Annotated in this window: 19 protein-coding genes and 1 riboswitch; of the genes, 7 read left to right on the forward strand and 12 right to left on the reverse strand. The window is 70.1% G+C overall.

Annotation, left to right across the window (positions count from 1 at the left end; all coding sequences use genetic code 11):
- Nucleotides 1-81: 81 nt before the first annotated feature.
- The 5 genes from cysD to QH270_RS08455 are packed head-to-tail and all read left to right on the forward strand — an operon-like array spanning nucleotide 82 to nucleotide 5978.
- A complete protein-coding gene (gene cysD / locus QH270_RS08435) occupies nucleotides 82-987 on the forward strand; it encodes a sulfate adenylyltransferase subunit CysD (RefSeq protein ID WP_280339959.1) in 906 nt (301 codons plus the stop codon).
- On the forward strand, nucleotides 987-2840 hold the full coding sequence (gene cysC / locus QH270_RS08440; protein WP_280339960.1) for an adenylyl-sulfate kinase: 1854 nt from the start codon (nucleotides 987-989) through the stop codon (nucleotides 2838-2840). The genes cysD and cysC overlap by 1 nt, the downstream gene beginning before the upstream one ends.
- The gene (locus QH270_RS08445; protein ID WP_280339961.1) at nucleotides 2837-4054 is read left to right on the forward strand and encodes a hypothetical protein; all 1218 of its coding nucleotides are present in this window, start codon (nucleotides 2837-2839) and stop codon (nucleotides 4052-4054) included. The genes cysC and QH270_RS08445 overlap by 4 nt, the downstream gene beginning before the upstream one ends.
- Nucleotides 4051-4836, forward strand: a complete 786-nt coding sequence (locus QH270_RS08450) for an SDR family oxidoreductase (protein WP_280339963.1) — start codon at nucleotides 4051-4053, stop codon at nucleotides 4834-4836. Before QH270_RS08445 ends, QH270_RS08450 begins: the two co-directional genes overlap by 4 nt.
- An 11-nt stretch (nucleotides 4837-4847) precedes the next feature.
- Entirely contained in the window at nucleotides 4848-5978 is a 1131-nt protein-coding gene (locus tag QH270_RS08455; protein WP_280339965.1) for a sulfotransferase family protein, read from the forward strand.
- A 48-nt stretch (nucleotides 5979-6026) separates the two neighbouring features.
- On the opposite strand, the gene QH270_RS08460 is transcribed toward QH270_RS08455, so the two are convergent.
- From QH270_RS08460 to QH270_RS08500, 9 genes are all read right to left on the reverse strand, one after another.
- Nucleotides 6027-6569, reverse strand: a complete 543-nt coding sequence (locus tag QH270_RS08460; RefSeq protein WP_280339966.1) for an MOSC domain-containing protein — start codon at nucleotides 6567-6569, stop codon at nucleotides 6027-6029.
- Between the two features lie 151 nt (nucleotides 6570-6720).
- Nucleotides 6721-7350 carry a (2Fe-2S) ferredoxin domain-containing protein gene (locus QH270_RS08465; protein WP_280339967.1) on the reverse strand — a complete coding sequence of 210 codons (630 nt, stop codon included), beginning with the start codon at nucleotides 7348-7350 and terminating at the stop codon, nucleotides 6721-6723.
- Nucleotides 7347-8135, reverse strand: coding sequence for an ABC transporter ATP-binding protein (locus tag QH270_RS08470; protein ID WP_280339968.1), 789 nt, complete (start codon nucleotides 8133-8135; stop codon nucleotides 7347-7349). The genes QH270_RS08465 and QH270_RS08470 overlap by 4 nt, the downstream gene beginning before the upstream one ends.
- Nucleotides 8132-9199 (reverse strand): FecCD family ABC transporter permease, encoded by a 1068-nt coding sequence (locus QH270_RS08475; RefSeq protein ID WP_280339969.1) that lies wholly within the window; start codon nucleotides 9197-9199, stop codon nucleotides 8132-8134. The genes QH270_RS08470 and QH270_RS08475 overlap by 4 nt, the downstream gene beginning before the upstream one ends.
- Entirely contained in the window at nucleotides 9196-10194 is a 999-nt protein-coding gene (locus tag QH270_RS08480) for a FecCD family ABC transporter permease (RefSeq protein ID WP_280339970.1), read from the reverse strand. Before QH270_RS08480 ends, QH270_RS08475 begins: the two co-directional genes overlap by 4 nt.
- Nucleotides 10191-11228: an ABC transporter substrate-binding protein gene (locus QH270_RS08485; protein ID WP_280339971.1), complete on the reverse strand. Its 1038-nt coding sequence runs from the start codon at nucleotides 11226-11228 to the stop codon at nucleotides 10191-10193. Before QH270_RS08485 ends, QH270_RS08480 begins: the two co-directional genes overlap by 4 nt.
- 29 nt (nucleotides 11229-11257) lie before the next feature.
- Nucleotides 11258-11450: riboswitch (cobalamin riboswitch) on the reverse strand.
- Between the two features lie 41 nt (nucleotides 11451-11491).
- Entirely contained in the window at nucleotides 11492-13438 is a 1947-nt protein-coding gene (locus QH270_RS08490) for an acetoacetate--CoA ligase (RefSeq protein ID WP_280339972.1), read from the reverse strand.
- Nucleotides 13435-14181, reverse strand: coding sequence for a 3-hydroxybutyrate dehydrogenase (locus QH270_RS08495; RefSeq protein ID WP_280339973.1), 747 nt, complete (start codon nucleotides 14179-14181; stop codon nucleotides 13435-13437). The genes QH270_RS08490 and QH270_RS08495 overlap by 4 nt, the downstream gene beginning before the upstream one ends.
- A complete protein-coding gene (locus QH270_RS08500) occupies nucleotides 14178-15578 on the reverse strand; it encodes an MFS transporter (protein ID WP_280339974.1) in 1401 nt (466 codons plus the stop codon). The genes QH270_RS08495 and QH270_RS08500 overlap by 4 nt, the downstream gene beginning before the upstream one ends.
- A gap of 96 nt (nucleotides 15579-15674) precedes the next feature.
- On the opposite strand from QH270_RS08500, the gene QH270_RS08505 reads away from it, so the two are divergent.
- A complete protein-coding gene (locus QH270_RS08505; RefSeq protein WP_432420320.1) occupies nucleotides 15675-16658 on the forward strand; it encodes a LysR family transcriptional regulator in 984 nt (327 codons plus the stop codon).
- Here the strand turns inward: QH270_RS08505 and QH270_RS08510 are convergent.
- Entirely contained in the window at nucleotides 16628-17947 is a 1320-nt protein-coding gene (locus QH270_RS08510) for a TerD family protein (protein WP_280339977.1), read from the reverse strand. The two genes, QH270_RS08505 and QH270_RS08510, sit on opposite strands and share 31 nt — an antisense overlap.
- Nucleotides 17948-18147: 200 nt before the next feature.
- Between QH270_RS08510 and QH270_RS08515 the strand changes: the two genes are divergently transcribed.
- Nucleotides 18148-19029: a glucosyl-3-phosphoglycerate synthase gene (locus QH270_RS08515; RefSeq protein WP_280339978.1), complete on the forward strand. Its 882-nt coding sequence runs from the start codon at nucleotides 18148-18150 to the stop codon at nucleotides 19027-19029.
- A gap of 55 nt (nucleotides 19030-19084) precedes the next feature.
- On the opposite strand, the gene QH270_RS08520 is transcribed toward QH270_RS08515, so the two are convergent.
- Nucleotides 19085-20944: an ATP-binding cassette domain-containing protein gene (locus QH270_RS08520; protein ID WP_280339980.1), complete on the reverse strand. Its 1860-nt coding sequence runs from the start codon at nucleotides 20942-20944 to the stop codon at nucleotides 19085-19087.
- Nucleotides 20945-20955: 11 nt separating this feature from the next.
- Nucleotides 20956-22125 carry a type III polyketide synthase gene (locus QH270_RS08525; protein WP_280339981.1) on the reverse strand — a complete coding sequence of 390 codons (1170 nt, stop codon included), beginning with the start codon at nucleotides 22123-22125 and terminating at the stop codon, nucleotides 20956-20958.
- Between the last annotated feature and the right edge of the window lie 29 nt (nucleotides 22126-22154).

Consider the following 22154-nt stretch of genomic DNA (forward strand, 5'->3'; position numbering starts at 1 on the left):
CGAACAATAGCGTCGAATATTCGACATCGCAAGCCCGGGTGAGTCTCACCCGGCGTCGCGACCGAACGAAGTGGGTGAACAGTGCAGACGGGGTACGAGCTGTCGCACCTGGCGGCCTTGGAGGCCGAATCGGTGCACATCTTCCGGGAGGTGGCGGCCACGTTCGAGCGACCGGTGCTGTTGTTCTCCGGTGGCAAGGACTCGGCGGTGCTGCTGCACCTGGCGCGGCGGGCCTTCTGGCCGGCCCCGCTGCCGTTTCCGCTGCTCCACGTGGATACCGGCCACAACTTCGACGAGGTCATCGAATTCCGTGACCGGACCGCCGAGCGCACCGGCGCCCGGCTGCTGGTCGCCCGGGTCCAGGACGACATCGACGCGGGCCGTTCGGTGGAGCGTCCCGGGGGCACCCGCAATCCGCTGCAGACCACCACTCTGCTGCGCGCCATCGGCGAGCACCGTTTCGACGCGGTCTTCGGTGGCGCCCGCCGCGACGAGGAGAAGGCCAGGGCCAAGGAGCGGGTGTTCAGCTTCCGCAACGCGTTCGGCGAGTGGGATCCGCGGGCACAGCGCCCCGAGGTCTGGAACCTCTACAACGGACGGCACCAGAAGGGCGAGCACATCCGGGTTTTCCCGCTGTCGAACTGGACCGAACTCGACATCTGGGAGTACATCGACCGCGAGGCCGTGGAACTGCCCACCCTCTACTACGCGCACCGGCGCCGGGTCGTCGAGCGCGACGGGATGTTGTTGTCGGTAGGCCGGTTCCTGGCTCCCGAACCCGGCGAGACCACCGTCGAGGCCACCGTGCGCTTCCGCACGGTCGGCGACGCGACCTGCACCGGCTGCGTCGAGAGCGAGGCAGACACGGCGGCGAAGGTGATCGCCGAGACCGCGGCCACCCGGCTGACCGAACGCGGCGCCACCCGCGCCGACGACCGGATCTCCGAGACCGGCATGGAAGACCGCAAGCGAGAGGGCTACTTCTGATGAGCCGCAACCTGTTGCGCCTGGCGACCGCGGGCAGCGTGGACGACGGCAAGTCGACCCTCATCGGCAGACTGCTCTACGACTCCAAGTCGCTGTTCGACGACCAGCTCGCCGCCATCGAGCGTGTGAGTGCCGAACGCGGCGGCGCCGCGGCCGATCTCGCGCTGGTCACCGACGGACTGCGCGCCGAGCGCGAGCAGGGCATCACCATCGATGTCGCCTACCGCTACGTGACGACGCCGCGGCGCAAGTTCGTCATCGCCGACACCCCGGGCCACGTGCAGTACACCCGCAACATGGTGACCGGCGCCTCGACGGCCGACCTCGCGCTGATCCTGGTCGACGCCCGCACCGGGGTGTGCGAGCAGACCCGCAGGCACGCCTTCCTCGCCACCCTGCTCGGCGTGCCGCACCTGGTGGTGTGCGTGAACAAGATGGACCTGGTGGACTGGTCGCAGGAGCGATTCGAGGAGATCCGGACCGAATTCGCCGCCTTCGCCGCGAAACTGACCGTGGGCGATCTGAGTTTCGTGCCGGTCTCGGCACTGCTCGGCGACAATGTGGTCGACGCGTCAGCGCACATGCCCTGGTATCCCGGGCCGCCGCTGCTGCGCCACCTCGAGGACGTGCACATCGCCTCGGACCGCAATCTCATCGATGCCCGCCTGCCGATCCAGTACGTCATCCGCGCCCAGCAGGGCCTCGATCACCGCAGCTACGCGGGCACCGTCGCGGGCGGCATCTTCAAACCGGGCGACGAGGTGGTGGTGCTGCCCGCCGGGCACACCTCGCGGGTCCGCGAGATCTGGGGCCCCGGCGGCACCAAGGTCGACGAGGCGTTCACCGGGATGGCGGTCTCGCTCACCCTCGACGACGAGATCGACGTGGGCCGTGGCGATCTGCTGGCGCGACCGGGCAATCGCCCGCAGGTCGGCGCCGAGCTGGACGCGATGGTGTGCTGGTTCTCCGAGACGACGCGCCTGCGTGCCGGGGCGCGATACCTCGTCCGCACCGCGGCGCAGATGTCGAGCGCCGAGGTGCTCGACATCGACTATCAGCTCGATGTGAACACGCTGCACCGCATCGAGGACGCGGAGTCGTTGTCGCTCAACGACATCGCCCGGGTGCGGCTGCGCAGCAGACAGCCGCTGCTGTTCGATCCGTATCGGGAGAACCGGCGCACCGGCAGCTTCATCCTCATCGACCCGGTCACCGATCAGACGGTCGCCGCGGGCATGATCACCGGCCGCGACACCGGCGCGCACCGCGAATCGGTCTCGGTGGTGTGGCATCGCTCGGCGGTGACGCGCGACGATCGCGCGCACTCCGGGGCGACGATCTGGCTGACCGGGCTGTCGGGGTCGGGGAAGTCGACCGTGGCGGTGGAAGTGGAACGGCAACTGGTCGCCGCGGGCCGTGCCGCCTACCTGCTCGACGGCGACAATCTGCGCCACGGCCTCAACGCCGGCCTCGGCTTCTCCCCCGCCGACCGGGACGAGAACGTGCGCCGGGTCGCCGAGGTGGCCGCCCTGTTCGCCGACTCCGGCGCGATCGCCATCGTGTCGGTGATCAGCCCCTTCACCGCGCAGCGCGACCGCGCGCGCACCACCCACACCGAGCGCGCGCTGCCGTTCCACGAGGTGTTCGTCGACACCCCGCTGGCCGAATGCGAACGCCGCGACCCCAAGGGCCTCTACGCCAAGGCGCGCGCCGGTGAGCTGCCCGGGTTCACCGGCATCGGTTCGCCGTACGAGCGGCCGGAGCGGCCCGATCTCGTCATCACCCCCGACCTCGGCTCCCCCGCCGAGATCGCCGCCCATATCCTCCGAGAGCTAGGAATCGCAGACCGTTGACCCACTCCAGTACCGCCACCGAGGCAGGCAGCACCGCGCCGCCGGATTCGCTCACCGCGCCGTTCACGGCCGCGGTCGCCCAGGCCGAAAAGCTCATCGCCGGCGCGGAATTCGTGCGTGACGAGGCCGACCTCGCCGAGGGCTACGACTACCTGGCAGCCGGCGTCGCCGCCTGCCTGCGGCTCTCGGGCGCGCACGGCACCAGTCATCCGTACTTCGTGTCCTCCACCGGGCCCTACGCCAAGATGGGCCTCGACAACCCGGACACCCTCTACTACCACGCGAACATCGAGCCCGGCGCCGAGTATCTGGTGACCGGGGTCCGCGGCAGCACCGTCGACCTCAGTTTCCAAGTGCTCAAGGGTGATTACACCGCGACCGACGTGCCCGGCGGCGAGGACGCCTTCGACGATCGACGGATCACGATCGCCGAGGACGGCAGCTTCGCCCTGCGGTTCGGGCCACCGAAGCCCGAACCGGAGCCCGGCTACTTCACCCTGGGCGAGGGCGCGTCGATGCTGGCCGTGCGTGAGGTCTACAGCGACTGGACCGAACGCAAGGGCTCGATCACGATCGAGCGGGTCGACACCATCGGCACCGCGCCCGTGGAGCCGGATCTCGCGCGGATGCGCAAGCGCTACAACGCGGCGGCGAAGATGCTGCTCACCCGCGTGCACACCTGGTTCAACTTCCCGAAGTGGTTCTACCTGGACCTGCCGGTGAACACGCTCACCGCGCCGCGGCTGACCCCGGGCGGGCTCAGCACCCAGTACTCCTCGGTCGGGCACTTCGATCTGGCCGACGATCAGGCGCTGGTGATCACGGTGCCGAAATCGGACGCGCCGTACCAGGGTTTCCAGCTGGGCAGCCTCTGGTACATCTCGCTCGACTACGTCAACCATCAGACGAGCCTCAATCACGCGCAGGCACAGGTGGATCCGGACGGGATGATCCGCATGGTGGTGAGCAAGGCCGACCCCGGCATCGCGAACTGGATCGAAACCACCGGGCGCACCCGCGGCATCCTGCAGTTCCGGTGGCAGCGCACCGACCGGCCGATGACCGAGGCGGACGGGCCGACCGTCGCCGTGGTGCCGATCGGCGAGATCGCGCGCCACCTGCCCCATTTCGAGGACAACCGGATCGACGCCGCGGCATGGCGCGAGCGGATCGCGGCCCGGCAGCGGGCCTTCGCGGAGAGGATGCTCGGATGAGCGGGTCATTGTTGGACGGCAAAGTGGTCGTGGTGTCGGGCGTCGGGCCCGGGCTCGGCCGCTCGATCTGTCTGGAGGCGGCCGCGGCCGGGGCCACCGTCGTGCTCGCGGCGCGCACCGAATCGCGGCTGCTCGAGGTCGCCGCGGAGATCGAGGGTGCGGGGGGCGCGACGCTGTGCGTACCCACCGACATCACCGACTCGGCGGCCGTCGAGAACTTGGTGGCGCAGACCCTGGCGACCTTCGGCGGGGTCGACGCGCTGGTGAACAACGCGTTCTCGATGCCGTCGATGAAGCCGCTGGACCGCACCGATTTCGACCACATCCGGTCGAGTCTGGACATGACGGTCCTGGGCGGCCTGCGGATGACGCAGGCGTTCACCCCCGCCCTTGCCGAGTCCAAAGGCGCTGTGGTGATGATCAATTCGATGGTCGTGCGGCACTCCGAACCGCGCTACGGCAGCTACAAACTCACCAAGGCGGCGCTGCTGGCCATGTCGCAGACCCTGGCCACCGAACTCGGTGCCAAGGGGGTGCGGGTCAACAGCGTGCTGCCCGGCTACATCTGGACCGATCAGTTGAAGTGGTATTTCGGCGAGGTCGCCAAGAAGTACGGCATCACCGTCGAGCAGGTGTATGAGCAGACGGCGTCGAAATCCGACCTGAAGCGGCTGCCCGAACCCGACGAGATCGCCCGTGCCGTGGTGTTTCTCGCCTCGGCGTGGTCCTCGGCGATCACCGGCCAGACCCTCGACGTCAACTGCGGCGAATACCACAACTAGGAGCTCTCGCGATGACCGTGCGCACTGATGTCGGCACCGTGGCCGACCTGCACGCCTCAGCCACCAAACTCACCGGACTCACCGACTTCGGGACCGACGACTACACCGAGGCGCTGCAGATCCTGCTCGACTCGTATCGCCAGGAAGCCGGGCTCACCGAGCTCGGCTCGAAGATGTCGCGCTTCTTCCTGCGTGGCGCCCTCGTGGCCCGCGCGCTCAGCGAGGCGGCGTGGGCCGCCAACCCCGGCTATGTCGACACTCCGGTCACCCGGCCGATTTTCGTCACCGGGCTGCCCAGGACCGGCACCACGGCGTTGCATCGCCTGCTGGCCGCCGATCCGGGGAATCAGGGTCTGGAGATGTGGCTGACCGATTTCCCGCAGCCGCGGCCGCCGCGCGAGTCCTGGGCCGAGAACCCGGCGTATCAGCAGATCGACGCGGGGTTGCGGCAGCACCAGGTGCAGAATCCGGAATTCATGGGGCTGCACTACATGAGCGCCGCCGATGTGGAGGAATGCTGGCAGCTACTGCGTCAGTCGGGGACCTCGCATTCCTACGAGTGTCTGGCCTATGTGCCGGGGTACTCGCGGTGGCTGGCCCAGCAGGACTGGACACCGGCCTACGCACGGCACCGCCGCAATCTGCAGCTGATCGGGATGAACGACGATCGCCGGTGGGTTCTCAAGAATCCCAGCCATCTGTTCAACCTGGACGCTCTGCTCGCGGTCTACCCGGACGCGGTGGTGATCCAGACCCACCGCGATCCGGCCACGATCATCCCGTCGGTGTGCAGTCTCAACGAGCACGCCACCCGCGGCTGGTCCACCGTGTTCACCGGCGAGACCATCGGCCGCACCCAGCTCGACCTGTGGGCGCGCGGACTCTCGGAGTTCGGCGCGGCGCGGGCCCGGCATCCCGAAGCGACGTTCCTCGACATCGAGTTCGACGACCTGCGCGCCGATCCGTTCGCCGTCGTCGCCGGGATCTACGACCGCATCGGGGCCGAATTCACCGAGCAGGCGCGCACCGCCATCGCGGCCCTCGACGCCGAGAGCCGCACCGGTGATCGCAAACCCACCCACCGGTACTCGCTGGCGGACTACGGATTGACCGAGGAGATGGTCGCCGAACGTTTCGCCTGAGTGGTGTCGATCGGTCCGGCTCGAGCCGGACCGATCACATCCCCTCGCCTAGACCCGTTCGAGCGAGCGGTGCGGACCTTCGGGCGGCTCGACGGTGATGACGTCATCCGGCCGCACTGGGCCACCCGCCACGACGACGCCCATGATCCCGGCCTTGCGGATCACCCGGCCGTCTTCGTCGCGGTATGCCACTCGGCTCAGCAGGCCCGCCCGGAACATGTCGATCTGCAGGCAGGGGTTGCGCAACCCCGTCACCTCGACCACGGCCGCCGGGCCGATCCGCAGGAGCGTCCCGACGGAGAGCCCCAGCAGATCGAGTCCGGCGGTCGTGATGTTCTCGCCCAGTTGTCCCGGCCCCACGTCGAAGCCCTGCTCGCCGAGCTCGTCGAACAGCTCGCGCGGCATGAGGTGCACCTGGCGCAGATTCGGCTGCGCCGGATCCTGCGCCACCCGCGACCGGTGCTTGACCGTTTCGCCCGCGTGCGCGTCTCCCTCGACGCCCAGCCCCGCCAGCAGTCGGATGCCGGCCCGCGGCTCCTTGGCGAACGTGTGCTCACCGCTGCTGCTGACCGCGATCACCGTGCCGCTCATCGCGATTCCTCCCCCGCCTCGACGACCATCGCGTCCACTCAGCGTAGTACGCCGCGTTGACCTACAGGGCCGGCCGACCGCTCGACGACCCGATCCACGAGGCTCGCCCGCGGCTGTTCACACCCGTCTCGGGAGGCCCACCGCGATACGTTCACCGGGAGCGAATCCCGGACGACGGTTCCTCGGCAGTCATATTGGCGTTCGTGTGCCAGGTTCCGTCGGGGTAGCTGATGTAGAGCGGGCCGAGGTTGCAGGGGGTCAGGCAGCCGGTGGCGGTGATCAGGGCATCCGGATGGTCGCGGCGCAGGGTGCGGTGGAGGTCGGCGGCGCCGTAGACGGTGCAGCGGGGGCCGCGGCAGACCAGGAGGTGTTGGGTGTGGTCGGGGATGTGGGACCACGCCGGGCTGCGGAAGGCACGCGGGCTCGCGGTGACGGGGGTGCCCTCCTCGCCCAGGCGGGAACGGACAAGTTCCGCGAATCCGGTTGTGCTGTCCAGAGCTTCGGTGACGCGGATGTCGAGATCGCGGTTCCGGGTCTCGCGCCAGTTGGCGACGGCACGGGCGATCCACGTTTCCAGGTAGCGGTCGCGGGGGACGGCCAGCGGGATCAGGGTGACCGGGAGGTCGTGCGCGGCGGCGACGTCGAGGGCGTCGTGGATCGTCGGCTCGCCCTGGTCGAGCAGGGCGTAGCCGATGCCGCACGCCTCGGCGAGCGCCGCGACGGCGGGTACGTCGACGCCGGACGGCGTGGGGCGAGCGACGAGAACGTGGCGGCGGGTCATGCGGCACGCACCGAGCGGGCGGCCGGGACCACCAGGGGCGTGCCGGTCATCGGGTCCTCGATCACCGCGCAGGGGACCCCGAAGACCTCGGCGACCAGGTCGGGGCGCACGATTTCGGCGGGCGTGCCCTGGGCGACCACGCGGCCGTCCTTCACGGCGACCAGGTGGTCGGCGTAGCGGGCAGCCAGGTTCAGGTCGTGCAGGACGGCGATGATGGTGCGCGGCAACAGGTTCCGCAGCACGTCGAGGATGTCGAGCTGATGCGCCAGGTCGAGGAAGGTGGTCGGTTCGTCGAGCAGCATCACCTCCGGTTCCTGGGCGATCGCCAGGGCGAGCCAGACCCGCTGCTTCTGCCCGCCGGAGAGCTGGTCGACGGTGCGGTCGACCAGATCGAGCGTGTCGGTCGAGGTCAGCGCGGCACGGACCGCGGCCTCGTCGGCGGCCGACCACTGCCGGAACCAGCGCTGATGCGGGTGGCGGCCGCGACCGACGAGTTCACCGACGGTGATGCCGTCGGGCGCGACGGGCTGCTGGGGCAGCATCCCGAGGCGCCGCGCCACCGTCCGCGCCGGCATGGTCGTGAGATCGGCGCCGTCGAGCAGGATCGCGCCCGCGCTCGGCGGGATCAGCCGGGCCAGACCGCGCAGCAGCGTCGACTTGCCGCAGCCGTTGCGGCCCACGATCACGGTGAGCGCGCCGACCGGGAAGTCGACGGTGGCGTCGGCGACGATCGTGGTGTCGCCGTAGGCAAGGTCGAGTATCTCGGTGGTGAGATGAGCGGTCATCCAGCGTGTCCGATCCGGGTTGCGCGGGCGAGGAGATACAGCAGGACGGGTGCGCCGAGCAGGGCGGTCACCACGCCGACGGGCAGCTCCGCGGGGAACAGCCGCCGCGCGGCCAGGTCGGCGGTGACCACCAGCAGGGCGCCCGTGGCGGCGGCGGGGGCGAGTCCGGCGCCGCGTTCGGCGACCAGGCGCCGCACGATCTGCGGCGCCACCAGTGCGATGAACGCGATGGGCCCGGCCGCCGCCGTCGCCAGGGCGGCGGCCACCGCCGCGAGAGCGACCAGCGTGGTGCGGTGCGGACCGCGCCGTCCGGCGAGGGAATTGGCGAGTTCGTCACCCAGTTCGAGCAGCGGCAGCGCGCGGGCGAGCACGAGCAGCGCCGGCACGACGACCACCAGCGCGGCCACCGCGAATCCCACGTGCGTCCAGTCCCGATTGGCGAGGCTGCCGGTGAGCCACAGCGCGGCCGCGTGCGCCTGGTAGACATTCGCTGTCGTCAGCACGTACGAGGTGGCCGCGGTGAGCATCGCGGTCACCCCGATCCCGACGAGGACGAGGCGGTACCCGTCGAGACCGTCCTTGCTCGCCACCACGACGATCAGCGCCATGGCCACGGCGGCCCCGGACATGGCCCCGCCGACCAGCGCCACCCCGGAGCCGCCCAGCAGCACACTCACCACCAGGGCGCCCAGGGAGGCACCGGCATTGATGCCGATGATCTCCGGGCTCACCAGTGGATTGGTCGCGATCCGCTGCAGGATCGCCCCGGCGAGGGCGAACGCGGCGCCGACGCCCAGCGCGGTCAGTGCCCTGGGCAGCCGGTCGGCGACGACCACGTCGTATTCGATGCGCGTGCCACCACCGGTCAGCACGCGCAGCACATCGCCGGGCGCGAGCGGATAGTGGCCGACGGTGAGCGAGTAGCCCGCCACGGCGATCGCGACCGCGGCGAGCAGCACCGTCAGCACCACCGATCGCCGCTGTACCCGGAGCACGACGCGACGACCGGGCGAGCGGATCAGGAGGGTGCCGCTGGGCAACACCCGGGGGTGAGTATCGGTCACAGCGTGGCCACCCGCCGATTGCGCACCAGATAGAGGAAGAACGGCGCGCCCGCGAACGCGGTGACGATGCCGACCTGGATCTCCATCGGCCGGGCGACGACCCGGCCCAGGATGTCGGCGAACAGCAGCAGGGTGGGGCCGAGCACCGCCGACCACACCAGCACCCACCGATAGTCCTGTCCCGCGAAGAATCGCGCGAGGTGCGGAACCACCAGACCGACGAAGGCGATGGGTCCGGCGATCGCCACCGCGCCACCGGCCAGCAGGACGACACCGGCGGCGCCGACGGCCCGCACCGCGACCAGCCGCGTCCCGAGCGTGCGCGCCATGTCCTCGCCCATCGCGATCGCGTTCAGCGACCGCGCCACCGAGACGGCCAGCACCGCGCCCGCCACGATGAACGGGGCGACGCCCCACACGGATTCGGCATCGGCGCGGGCCAGCGACCCGACCACCCAGAAGCGGAAGTTCTCGAACGTCGTCCGGTCCAGCAGCGTGATGGCGGTGGTGATCGCCCCGCACAGCGCGGCGAACGCCGCTCCGGCCAGTGCCAGCTTCACCGGTGTCGCCCCGCCGAAGCCGAGGGAACCCAGCGTGTACACGAAGACGGCGGCGACCGCGGCACCGAGAAAGGCGAACCACACATAGCCGGTCGCCGAGGCCACGCCGAGCCCACCCATGGCGAGCACGATGGCCAGCGAGGCGCCCGCGTTGATCCCGAGCAGTCCGGGACCGGCGAGCGGATTGCGGGTCAGCCCCTGCATGATCGCGCCTGCCAGCGCGAACGCCAGCCCGGCGAGGACACCGGCGACGGTGCGCGGCAGCCGGATGTAGCGCACGATCCGATCACTGTCGGACCCGGTGAACTCGGTGAACGCCGCGATCGCCTGGTCCGGGGACAGGGCGTGCGCGCCGATCAGGATCGAGGCCGCACAGGCCACGGCCAGCGCGACACCGGCCGCGAGCAGGCCGGTGCCGCGAACGGCGGGCGTCACCGGCCGAACAGGTCGGGGTGGATCAGCTCGGCGACCAGCTCGGTGGCGTGCGCGATCCGGACGCCGGCGGCCCGGTCGGCGAACAGGAACGGGTGCACTCTTCCCGACCGGACGGCAGTCAGATTCGCGAAGGCCGGGTTCCCGACGAGCTTGTCGACCTGGGGTCGGGCGTCGGCGCGGGTGTAGGTCGCCTTGCAGCACTGGCTGGTCAGGATGATGTCGGGATCGCGGGCGATGAGTTCTTCCGCGCCGATGGCCACATTGCGGCGGGCGGTGAGGTCGGCGAAGGCGTTGGTCCCGCCCGCCGCGTCGATGATCTGGGTGATGAAGTCGAGTCCGCCCGCCACCTGGAAGGACCCGTCGTCCTTGGGCGTGACCACCGCGACGCGCGGGCGTGGTGCGGTGCCCACCTTCGCGCGCACCGCGTCGATCCGCGCGCCCAGCTGGGCGACCACGTCGTCGGCGCGGTCGGCCACGCCCCAGAGCGCGCCGAGGTCACGCAGGTCGGCGTAGACGTTCTCGAAGCGCACGGTCTTCGGGTCGATCGCCTCGTCGGCCAGGCCGTCGGCGCTCGGGCACAGCGGGCTCAGCACCCACGTGCGAACACCCAGCTCGTGCAGGCTCGCTCGGGTGCCGACGCTCTGCTGGGCCGACTTCGCGAACACCCCGTTGAAGCCCGACAGCACGAAATCCGGGTTCTCGGCGAGCAGTTCGTCACGGCTCGGCAGCTTCTCCGTGTAGGCCGACTTCGCCTGCGCCTCCTGGTATTCCGGCAGGACCGCGGCGTCGAGGAACGCCGTGCCGACGAGCCGGTCGGTGACGCCGAGCGCGTGCGCGATCTCGATGGAGGGCTGGTACGCGGCGTAGATCCGCTGCGGCGGTGCGGGGACGGTCACCTCGATCCCGCAGTTGGCGCGGGTGACGGCGTTCGCGCCGTTCGCTTCCGGAACGGGTGGCGCCGCGCACCCGGTGATGACGATCGCGCAGGCGATCAGCGCGACGCCGCGTAGGCGCGCGAGAACAGACGGAGTCAAGGTGCCGGCCTTCCAGGTCCTCGTGGAATGGGTACTTCGTGGCCGTGGCCGGTCTCCTGGCTGACGGGATTGACGCGACGGATCCACCTTCCCAGGGCACACGTGCCCCAGTGGCTCCGGACGACGGTGTCGTCCGGAACGATTCGTCGCTCCCGATCACAGTGGCGAGGGCCGCACCGGTTTCGCACCGATTTCCCGAACACCACGGCTGGCCGGACTGTACCAAGATCGGCCGCCGCGGTGCTCGGCCGCCCCGCTCCGGCTCACCGCCGAGCGAAGCGGGCGTACCAGGACAGCAGGTCCGGGTCGTCGACGGCGCTCGGATCGACGACGCTGCCGGGGTCGGCGCCCTGCAGCACCTTCTTGATCGGGACCTCGAGTTTCTTACCGGTGCGGGTGCGCGGAACCCCCGGTGCCGCGATGATCTCGTCGGGCACGTGGCGCGGCGAGGTGCGGGTGCGGATCGTGGCGCACAGGTGCGCGCGCAACTCCTCGGTCAGTTCGACGCCGGGGGCCAGGACGACGAACAGCGGCATCCAGTAGCCGCCGTCGGGCTGTTCGGCGCCGATCACCAGGGAGTCGGTGATCTCCGGTAGCGGGTCGACGGCCTGGTAGATGTCGGCGCTGCCCATCCGGATGCCGTGCCGGTTGAGGGTGGAGTCGGAGCGCCCGTGCACCACGACGCTGCCGCGTGCGGTGACGGTGATCCAGTCGCCGTGCCGCCAGACGCCGGGGTGGTCCGCGAAATAGGCCGCGCGGTACCGGGATCCGTCGTGATCGCGCCAGAACCCGACCGGCATGGACGGCATCGGCGCGGTGACGACGAGTTCCCCGACCGCGTCCCGGACCGGCTCACCCGCGTCGTCCCAGGCCGCCAGCGCGACACCGAGATACGGTGCGGACAGCTCCCCGGGCCAGACCGGGACCGTGGGCGCGCCACCGGCGAAGGCCGACACCACATCGGTGCCGCCACTGATCGAAGCCACCGGGATGTGCGCGCCGACGGCGTCGCGCAGCCACTCCGAGGACGCGGCGGGAAACGCGGAACCGGTGACGCCGATCAGGCGCAGGGCCGACAGGTCGTGGTCGCGGCCCGGCATCGTGTCGGCCTTCGCGCAGGCCTGGACGTAGCCGGGACTGGTGCCGAGAACCGTCACGTGGAGGCGAGCCGCGATGTCCCACAGCGCATCCGGTGCCGGCGCCGCCGGGCTGCCCGGGTAGCAGACGATGGTCGCGCCCACCAGCAGCCCGGCGACCTGGTAGTTCCACATCATCCAGCTCGGGCTGGTGTACCAGAAGAAGGTGTCCTCGGCGCCGAGGTCGGTCTGCAGCGCGAGGGCTTTGAGGTGTTCCAGCAGAACACCGCCGTGCCCGTGCACGATGCCTTTCGGCAGGCCGGTGGTCCCCGACGAGTACAGCACCCACAGCGGATGATCGAAGGCGACCGGCTCGGGCACCCACGGTTCCGGGGTCGGTGCGCTCGCCTCCGCCCAGTCGAGCGCGCCCTCGACCACGCCGCCGAGCCGGGCGCCCACGACGGTCGCCCGCAGGCCCGGTAGCGCGTCGCGCAGCGCCTCGATCTCCGCGAGGCAGGAGTGCCGTTTGCCGCCGAACAGGTAGCCGTCGGCGGTCACCAGGACCATGGGGTCGAGCTGGCCCAACCGGTCCAGCGCGGCCGCGGCCGTGTAGTCCTGGCCGCACGCGCTCCAGATCGCGCCCAGGCTCGCGGTCGCCAGGAAGGCGATCACCGCCTCGGCGATGTTCGGCAGGTAGCCGGCGACCCGGTCGCCGGGCCCGACCCCGGTCGCGCGCAGGGTGCGCGCGAATCCGGCTGCCCGGCCCAGCATCTCGTCCCAGGACAGTGCGGTGACCGCGCCGTCCTCCTCGATCGACACGATCGCGGGGCGGTCCGTCCTGGCCTGGGTGAGCACCCGCTCCACGTAGTTGAGCCGGGCACCGGGAAACCAGGACGCTCCCGGCATCTCGGTCCGGGCGAGGACCACCGGTGGGCGCTCCCCCAGCGCGAAATAGTCCCAGACCGCACCCCAGAACCCGGCCAGGTCGTCGACGGACCATTGCCACAGCGCGCGGTAGTCCGGCAGCGCGACCGCGTGCCGCTCGGTGACGAACCGCGCGAAGTCGGTGATGCGTGCCCGCGCGATGTCCTCGGTGGCGGGCATCCACTGCGGCGCCACGGTCGCGCCGGTCATCGGGCGCTCCACCCCCCGTCCATGACATAGGAGGCGCCGGTGACCATGCCCGCCTGGTCGGCCGCCAGCCAGCCGACCAGCGCCGCGACCTCGGCGGGTTCGATCAGCCGTTTGATCACGCTCTCGGTGAGCAGCACCTTCTCCACCACTTCCTGTTCGGGGATGCCGTGCGCGGTCGCCTGATCGGCGATCTGCTTGTCCACCAGCGGTGTTCGCACATAGCCGGGATTCACGCAGTTGCTGGTGACACCGTGCGGGCCGCCCTCGAGCGCCGTCACCTTCGACAGCCCTTCGAGCGCGTGCTTGGCGGTCACGTAGGCCACCTTGTACGCGGACGCGCGCAGTCCGTGCACCGACGAGACGTTCACGATCCGGCCGAATCCGCGGGCGTACATGTGCGGCAGGGCAGCGCGGATCAGCAGGAACGGCGCCTCCACCATCAGCGTCTGCATGAGCCGGAACCGCTCCGGCGAGAACTCCTCGATCGGGCTCACCGACTGCACGCCGGCATTGTTGACCAGGATGTCCACCGACAGCGTGAGTTCGGCCAGCGCGTCGACCTCGAGCAGGTCCACCGCCCAGGCGTTGCCGCCGATCTCGGCCGCCACGGATTTCGCGCCGACCTCGTCGATGTCGGCGACGGTCACCTCCGCGCCGCGCGCGGCCAGCTCGCGGGCACACGCGGCGCCGATTCCGCCGGCCGCGCCGGTGACCAGCGCCCTGCGTCCGATCAGGTCGGTCATGCCGTCACGACCTCGGCCGTCGCGGGCGCGCCCGCGGGCGCCGACTGCGCGGCGTCGTCGGCGTCGAGGGTCTCCAGGTCGATGCCCTTGGTCTCCTCGGCACAGAGCACCGCGACCACGGTGACCGCCGCCGCCACCGCCAGATACACCGCGATCGGGACCGAGGAACCGTAGGTGTCGAGCAGCTTCACCGCGATGATCGGGGCGAGCGACCCCGCCACGATCGAGGTGACCTGATAGCCCAGGGACACACCGGAATACCGCATCCGGGTCGGGAACATCTCCGCCATGATCGCGGGCTGACCGGCGTACATCAGGCCGTGGAAGACCAGGCCGACGATGATCGCCGCCAGGATCAGCGCGCTGTTGGCGGTGTCCATCATCGGGAAGGCGAAGAAGCCCCAGGTGGCGGCCGCCAGCGCACCCGCCAGATACACCGGCCGACGGCCGAACCGGTCACCGAGGTGTCCGGCCAGCGGGATCACGCCCATGTGCACGGCGTGCGCGGCCAGCAGCCACCACAGGATGGTGGTGGTGTTCGCCTCCACGTGCACCTTCAGGTAGGTGATGGAGAAGGTGACGACCAGGTAGTACATGATGTTCTCGCCGAAGCGCAGCCCCATCGCGGTGAACACCCCGCGCGGGTAGCGGCGCAGCACCTCGAACACGCTGAACGAGCCTGCCTTGGCCTGTTCCCTCTGCTTCTGCGCCTCGACGAAGATCGGCGCGTCGGTCACCTTGGTGCGCACGTAGTAGCCGACCAGGACCACCACCGCCGACAGCCAGAACGCCACGCGCCAGCCCCAGCTCAGGAACGCCGCGTCCGAGAGCGTGGAGGTAAGCACCAACAGCACGACCGTCGCGAGCAGGTTGCCCGCGGGCACACCCGCCTGCGGCCAGCTCGACCAGAACGCGCGGCTGCGGCTCGGGCTGTGCTCGGCGACCAGCAGGATCGCGCCGCCCCATTCGCCGCCGATCGCGAAGCCCTGGATGAAGCGCAGGGTCACGAGCATGGCCGGCGCCCAGTAGCCGATCTGGGTGAAGGTGGGCAGACAGCCCATCAGGAAGGTCGCGCCGCCCACCAGTACCAGACTCAGCTGGAGCAGCTTCTTGCGGCCGTAGCGGTCGCCGAAATAGCCGAAGACGATGCCGCCGAGCGGGCGGGCCGCGAAGCCGACCGCGTAGGTGACGAAGGCGGCCAGGATCGCGTCGAGATCACTGGTGTCCTCGGCGAAGAACACCTTGCTGAACACCAGCGTCGCCGCGGTGCCGTAGAGGAAGAATTCGTACCATTCGACGACGGTGCCCGCCATCGAGGCGGCCACCACCCGGCGCAGTCCACTCGGTGCCCCGCCGGGATCGTCGCCGGGCCGCTCGGTCGCATTGCGGACGCTCATCACTACTCCTTGGTGATCGAGGCCACTACACGAAGCGAATGTGATGTGGCCCACTAGCAATGGGGAGAGTATTCGTGCAGATCGGATTCGGTCGCAATGGCCAAGTTCGCACCGCGTATCTGCGAAGATGCAGAAATGAGCGCTACCTCGCCGGACGCCGGACGCCGGCCCAGCGCCGATGACCTGCTGGTTCTCCTCGCCGTGGGCCGATCGGGCCGGTATGTGACGGCTGCGGAGGAGCTGGGGATCAACCACACCACGATCTCCCGGCGGATCGCGGCGCTGGAACGGGCTGTCGGCGGGCGGGTGCTCACGCGCGTCACCGGCGGCTGGGAGCTCACCGACCTTGGGCGGTCGGCGTTGGCGGCCGCCGAGACCGTCGAGGCCGCCGTGCGTTCACTCGGCACCCCGGGCGGCGAGCCGGAACTCGCAGGCGTGGTGCGCCTTTCGGCGACCGACGGATTCAGCGCCTATCTCGCCGCCCCCGCCGCCGCGCGCGTGCAACGACGGCACCCCCGCGTGCAGGTGGAGATCGTCGCGACCACCCGGCGGGCCTCGACCCAGCGCAGCGGCCTCGACCTCGAGGTGGTCGTCGGCAAACCGCAGGTCCATCGCGCCGAGGCGATCCGCCTCGGCGACTACAGCCTCGGCCTCTACGCCGCCCGGAGCTACCTCGCCGAGTACGGCACCCCGGCGGGCATCGACGACCTACGCCACCATCCGCTCGTCTACTTCGTCGAGTCGATGCTGCAGGTCGACGACCTGGACCTGGCCACCAGCTTCGCCCCCGCGATGCGCCAATCCGTCTCGTCGACCAATGTCTTCGTGCACGTGGAGGCCACCCGCGCAAGCGCGGGCATCGGCCTGCTGCCGTGTTTCATGGCCGACCGCCACGACGACCTGGTGCGCGTACTCGGCGACCGCGTCCGCGTCCAGCTCACCTACTGGCTCGTCGCCCGCGCGGAAACCCTGCGCCGCCCCGAGGTGGCCGCCGTCGTCGAGGAACTGCGCGCCACCGTCGCCGAGCGGCGCACCGAACTCCTCGGCACTCAGCGCGGATCGGGACAGCGGCCCGCGTAGTGACTCAGCCCGAGGCCGTGACTGCTCTTGCTGCGACCGACCGGGCCCTTCTTCGCCGAACGCACCCAGGCGCCCGCGGTGTCGAGGACCGGCATGCGTTCGCTGAAGGCCCGGCTGTAGCGGGTGGTGCCGTCGACGGTGAGGATGCCGTCCCTGACGTCGATGTGGGCGACCGTGGCCCAGAACGAATTCTTGCCGTTGCCGATGACGACGGTGATCTGGTCGGCATCGGCGCCCGGCAGGCCGTCGGGTCCGGGGCGGCCGTAGCGGACCCGCACGCGGGGACGGCCGAAGGTATCGATGGCGCCCGCGCCGTTGTCGACGGACTGGTAGACGTTGAGCAGCAGGTCGCCGTTCTCCACGGGACGCACGATCACCTGTTCGGTCGCGGGCCGGTTGTTCGCGCCGGGTCCGCGGCTGTCGCCCTGGTGGTGGATGAACGGCCAGACCGCGAGGTCACCCTGGTGTCCCTTCTCACCGCTGATCACGACGTAGTCGCCGGTGATCTCGTTGCGGCAGAAGAAGTACACGTCCAGATCGCCCTTGCCGAACTGGGTGACCCGCCCGGCGTCGTCGTATTTCGCGCCGCGGCCGTCCCATTCGAGGCCGACGGTCAGGACGTAGCCCGGATCGCCTTTGCGCAGGTCGATACTGGCGCGCTGGTTCGGTGAGTCCTTCGTGAGGACGACGTCGACCTTGCGCAGATCGACGGCGGGCGCGGGCGGCGCCGGGCGCGGTTGCGGTGGTGCGGCGGGAGCCGGGGACACCTCGTCGGCCGGGTCGCTGTCCACCTCGATGCCGTGCTCGGTGGCGAAGGCCGCGAGCCCGGCGCTGTAACCCTGCCCGATCGCGTCGAGCCGCCACCCCGCACCCCGTCGATACAGCGCCACCGCCTGCAGCACCGTCTCCGAATCCAGCCCGGGCGGAATGAAACTCAGCGTCTGCCCGCCACCGGCGACCACCACCCGCACGCCGGTGACCTCACCGAACCGCAGCCCCTGCGCCTCGGTGCTGCCTGCGATCACGACGCGGTGGATATCGGCGGGCACGGCCGCGAGATCGACCGAGACCACCGCGTCCGACTCCAGCCGGACCCCCGGCGCGGCCGGGTTGTTGAAGAACACGAAGTCGGCGTCCGAGCGCACCCGTCCGTCGGCGGTCACCAGGACGGCCGAGACGTCCACCGCTCCCGCCGGAGCGTCGGCATCGAGGCGCACCGTGTACCGGCCGTCGGCCAGATCGGTCTTGGATCCCTTGACGACCTCGATCGCCATCGCGCTGCCCGTCATGCCGCTACCTCCACCGATCGTCGAGTCCCCCGCCGATCGTCACCGGAACGAGCGGCACACCCATCGTGCGTCATCGAGCGGTCCCGTGCACGAGCATCGCCTGTCCACCCGAATAGCGGGGCCGAAGCGCCGTTGGCTCTGATCACAGGAATTGGCGATCCGGGTGGCGGCCGCGGGTCCGGTGTCGTTCACTGGTCGGCATGGACGTCCGTGAGCTGATCGACCGCAAGCTGGGTCGCCGGGTCTCGGTGGTGGTGCCCGCGCTCGACGACGAGGACACCGTCGCCGGGGTGGTCGCCGCCGTGCGCCCGTGGCTGGGCGGGCTGGTCGACGAACTGGTGGTGCTGGACGCGGGCTCGACCGACCGCACCATCGCGCGGGCCCGGGCCGCCGGCGCCGCGGTCTACACCAGGGAGGAAGCGCTGCCCGGCGTCCCGACGCGTCCCGGCAAGGGCGAGGCGCTGTGGCGCTCGCTGGCGGTGTGCACCGGTGACCTGATCGTGTTCCTCGACGCCGACCTGGTCTCCCCCGACCCCCGGTTCGTCCCCATGCTCCTCACGCCCCTGCTCGAGGACCCGGCACTGGCCCTGGTGAAGGGCTTCTACCGGCGACCGATCACCAACGGCGCCGGTATCGATGCCGACGGCGGCGGGCGGGTGTCCCAACTCGTGGCGCGCCCCCTGCTCACCGCCCTCGCGCCCGCGCTGGCCGAGATCGTGCAGCCGCTGGGCGGCGAATACGCCGCCACCCGAACGCTTCTCGCCGACCTCTCCTTCGCCAGCGGCTACGGCGCGGAGATCGGCATCCTCATCGACTGCTGGCAACGCCACGGACTGTCGGCGATCGCGCAGGTCGACCTGGGCACCAGGGTGCACCGCCACCGGACGACGCACGAACTGGCGGTGATGAGCAGGCAGGTCGTGGCGACCCTGCTGGACCGGCTCGGCATCCGCGATTCCGGCATGGGCCTGGTCCAGTATCAGCCGGGCGAGACCGGTTGGCGGCGAACGCCTTCCGAGGTGAGCCTGACCGACCGGCCCCCGATGACCCGGCTCATCGAGGCCCAGCGCGAGAGCGCCTGAGACGGCGAACGCCGGCCCGGCCACGAGGACCGAACCGGCGTTCATCTGGTGCGGATCACACCGCGACGAGACCGAAATCGAGCTTCACCAACTGGTCGGCGCAATCGAAGTAGCGATCGTCGTGGGTGATCACGATGACCGTCTTACCGCGCCGCTTGAGATCGGTGAGGATCTCGCGATAGAAGACCTCGCGGAAACGTGGCTCCTGATCGGCGGCCCACTCGTCGAAGACATAGATCTGGCGGTCTTCGAGCAGGGCGGTCAGCAGGGCCAGGCGTTTGCGCTGGCCCTGGGACAGATCCACGGTCGACAGGCGCCCGTCGCGCACGGTCACCTTGTGCGCGATCTGCAACTCCTCGAGGTATCGCTGCACGTCGGCATCGATTCCGGGGCGGTCGAAGCCCAGGTAGTCCTCGAACAGATGGAAATCGGTGAACACCGCCGACGAATTCTGCCGGTACCACTCGATGTTGTCGTGGTCGATCCTCTCCCCGTTGAGCGACAACGACCCCGAGCGGGGCACGTACAGACCCGTGATGAGCTTGGCCAGCGTCGACTTGCCGCTGCCGTTGCCACCGACGATGAACGTGATCTGACCCGGTTCGAAGACCAGGTCGATCGGACCGAGCCGGAAACCGGAGTCCTCGGCTTCGCCGGGTCCGGGTGGTGGCGCCAGCGGTCGCACATCGGTGCCGCCGTGGTCGATCCAGTTCTTGCCGTTGACATCCGGCTGCGGGCCGCCGGGCTGCGCCCCACCCGGATGCGCACCGGGATGCGCGGGGTGCGGATGCGCGCCGTTGCCCTGGTGCGGCGGGCGACCGGGACGCGGCGGATGCCCACCTCGTGCCGGCGGTCCCGCCGGCGGCGCACCGGGCGGCGGCGGCACCGGTGACGGCGCCTCGGAGCGGTACACGTAGCTCACGTTGCTCAGTTCCAGCTTGGCCTCCCCTACCGCTGGACGCTCGGCATACGGGAGCTGCTCCTCGTTGTGCAGCGTCGCCATCGACAGGTTCATCGCGCGGATCTTGGCCAGCGCCACATCACCGCGCAGCAGATCCGGGATGCGATGCATGAAGTTCTGCATCGGCATCGCCAGGAAGGTGGTGACCAGGACGTACCCGACCATGGTGTCGCGTGGCACGTCCAATGCCGCCGCCACCACGAACAGGATCAGGGCCATCGTCGCCAACTGCAGTGCCTGACCGAAACCCTGGGCGTAGGAGAACTTCGACCCGGCGTCGGTGTTCTGGTCGCGCAGCGTGCCCGCGGAACCGAGCAGGTGCCGATCCATGAAGTCCCGGCGACGGCCGCGGTGCAGCTTCAGTTCCTTGATGCCGAGAGTGACGGCCTGGAACGAACGCAGCAGCGCGTCCTCGTTCTCGCGGGCCTCGCGGTAGATCCCGCGCACCCGCTTGAGCACCATCTCCACGCACGCGATGCCGATGAGCGTGCCTGCCACCGTCACCGCGAAGATCGGTCCCGAGACCAGGAACAGGAACACGAAGCAGCCGACGATGGTCGCCACGTCGACACAGATCGACGGAATCGCGGTCACCGCCTGCGACAGCGAGCGCACGTCCTCGGTGAGCGTCGCCATCAGGCGATGCATGCCGAGCCGTTCCAGATGTTCCAGCGGCGCCGAGACGATGCCGGCGGACAGGTCACTGCGCAGCCGGTAGATCGCGTCCTGCGACAACCGGATCAGCAGTACCTGCGAGGCCACCCCGCTGACCAGGATCACCAGGCCGGTGAGTCCGAAGCGCAGCAACAGCTGATCGGGTTGCGGTTTCGGCGAGACCACCGCGTTGATCAGCGTCACCAGGTAGGTGTTGGCCACACCGCAGATCAGACCCGCGGCCACCACGGCGGCGATGCGACCCGGCGAGAGCGCGGCGAGAAATCGGAGCAGATGCATGGCGGTGGCTCTCAGCCGCGGATGACATCGAACACGATGCCCTCGAGGGTGACACCGGGCGCGAACGAGAACGCCACGCCGGTGGAGATCGGCGCCGCCGTCCGTGCGTCGCGGATCATCCGCTCCAGCACGAAGATCAGCGACACACTCAGCATGTTGCCGTGCTCGGCGAGCACGTCCCAACTCGGCGCCGCCAGCTCGGCCGCGATGCCGAGGGAGCGCGCCGACTCCTCGATGATGCGGGGACCACCGGGGTGGATCGCCCACAACTCGATATCGCTCTTGGTCAAGCCGTTGCGCGCGAGCACTTCCGACACCACCGGGTCGACGCCGCGGTAGATGTAGTCGGGCAGGGTGGTGGCCAGCTCGCAGGTGATGCCGGAGTCCCGCACGCCGAGCACGATGCCGTCCTCCGCGTCGTCGAACAGGTGGCTGAAGCTGTCGCGGATCACCACGCTGCCCGCCGCCAGCGGCTGGTGCACCTGGTTGGCGCCGATCACCACCGCCCCGCAGCCGTCACCGAAGAGGCTGTGCGTGATCACGTCGTTGACGTCGTCGTCGAAGACCGCGTTCACGGAGCTGACCTCGATGCACAGCACCATCGCCTTCTTGTCCGGGTTGGCCCGCACGTAGTCGGCGGCGGCGCGTACCCCGTTCATCGCCGCGGCGCACCCCATGAAGTTGATGACCATGCGGCCGACCGTCGGCGACAGCCCCAGCTGCTTGACCACCGCGACATCGACGCCGGGGGCGATGAAGCCCGTGCTGGTGACGAAGATCAGCTGCCCGATCTCCCCGGCGGGGTCGACCAGACCGGCCACGGCGCGCCGGGCCACGTCGACGGCCAGGGGCACCGCGTGCGCGAAGAACAGGTTCATCCGCTCCCTGATGGTGCCGGGACGGCGGCTGAAGGCGAGGAACTCGGGCTCCAGCGGGTCGACGGCCAGGTGCCTGGTGTCGATCCGGGTCTTCTGGTAGATCCGCGGAATCCGCTGCCGCTGGGCGGGATCGGTGAACAGCTCGGCCACCCGGCCGGCGTTCACCGCCTGCTCGACCACCCGTTCGGGTGATCCGGTGGCGACCGACTCGATGACAGCGACGGTGGTCGGCGGCGCGGGCGGGAGCCGATCGTGCCCGCGCTCGACGTCGGCCGGTGAGCGCAGGTCAATGGAAACAGACACGGGCACAAGTCCTTTCGAAACAGATGGAG

The organism is Nocardia neocaledoniensis, from assembly GCF_029868625.1.
Classification (GTDB): Bacteria; Actinomycetota; Actinomycetes; order Mycobacteriales; family Mycobacteriaceae; genus Nocardia; species Nocardia neocaledoniensis_A.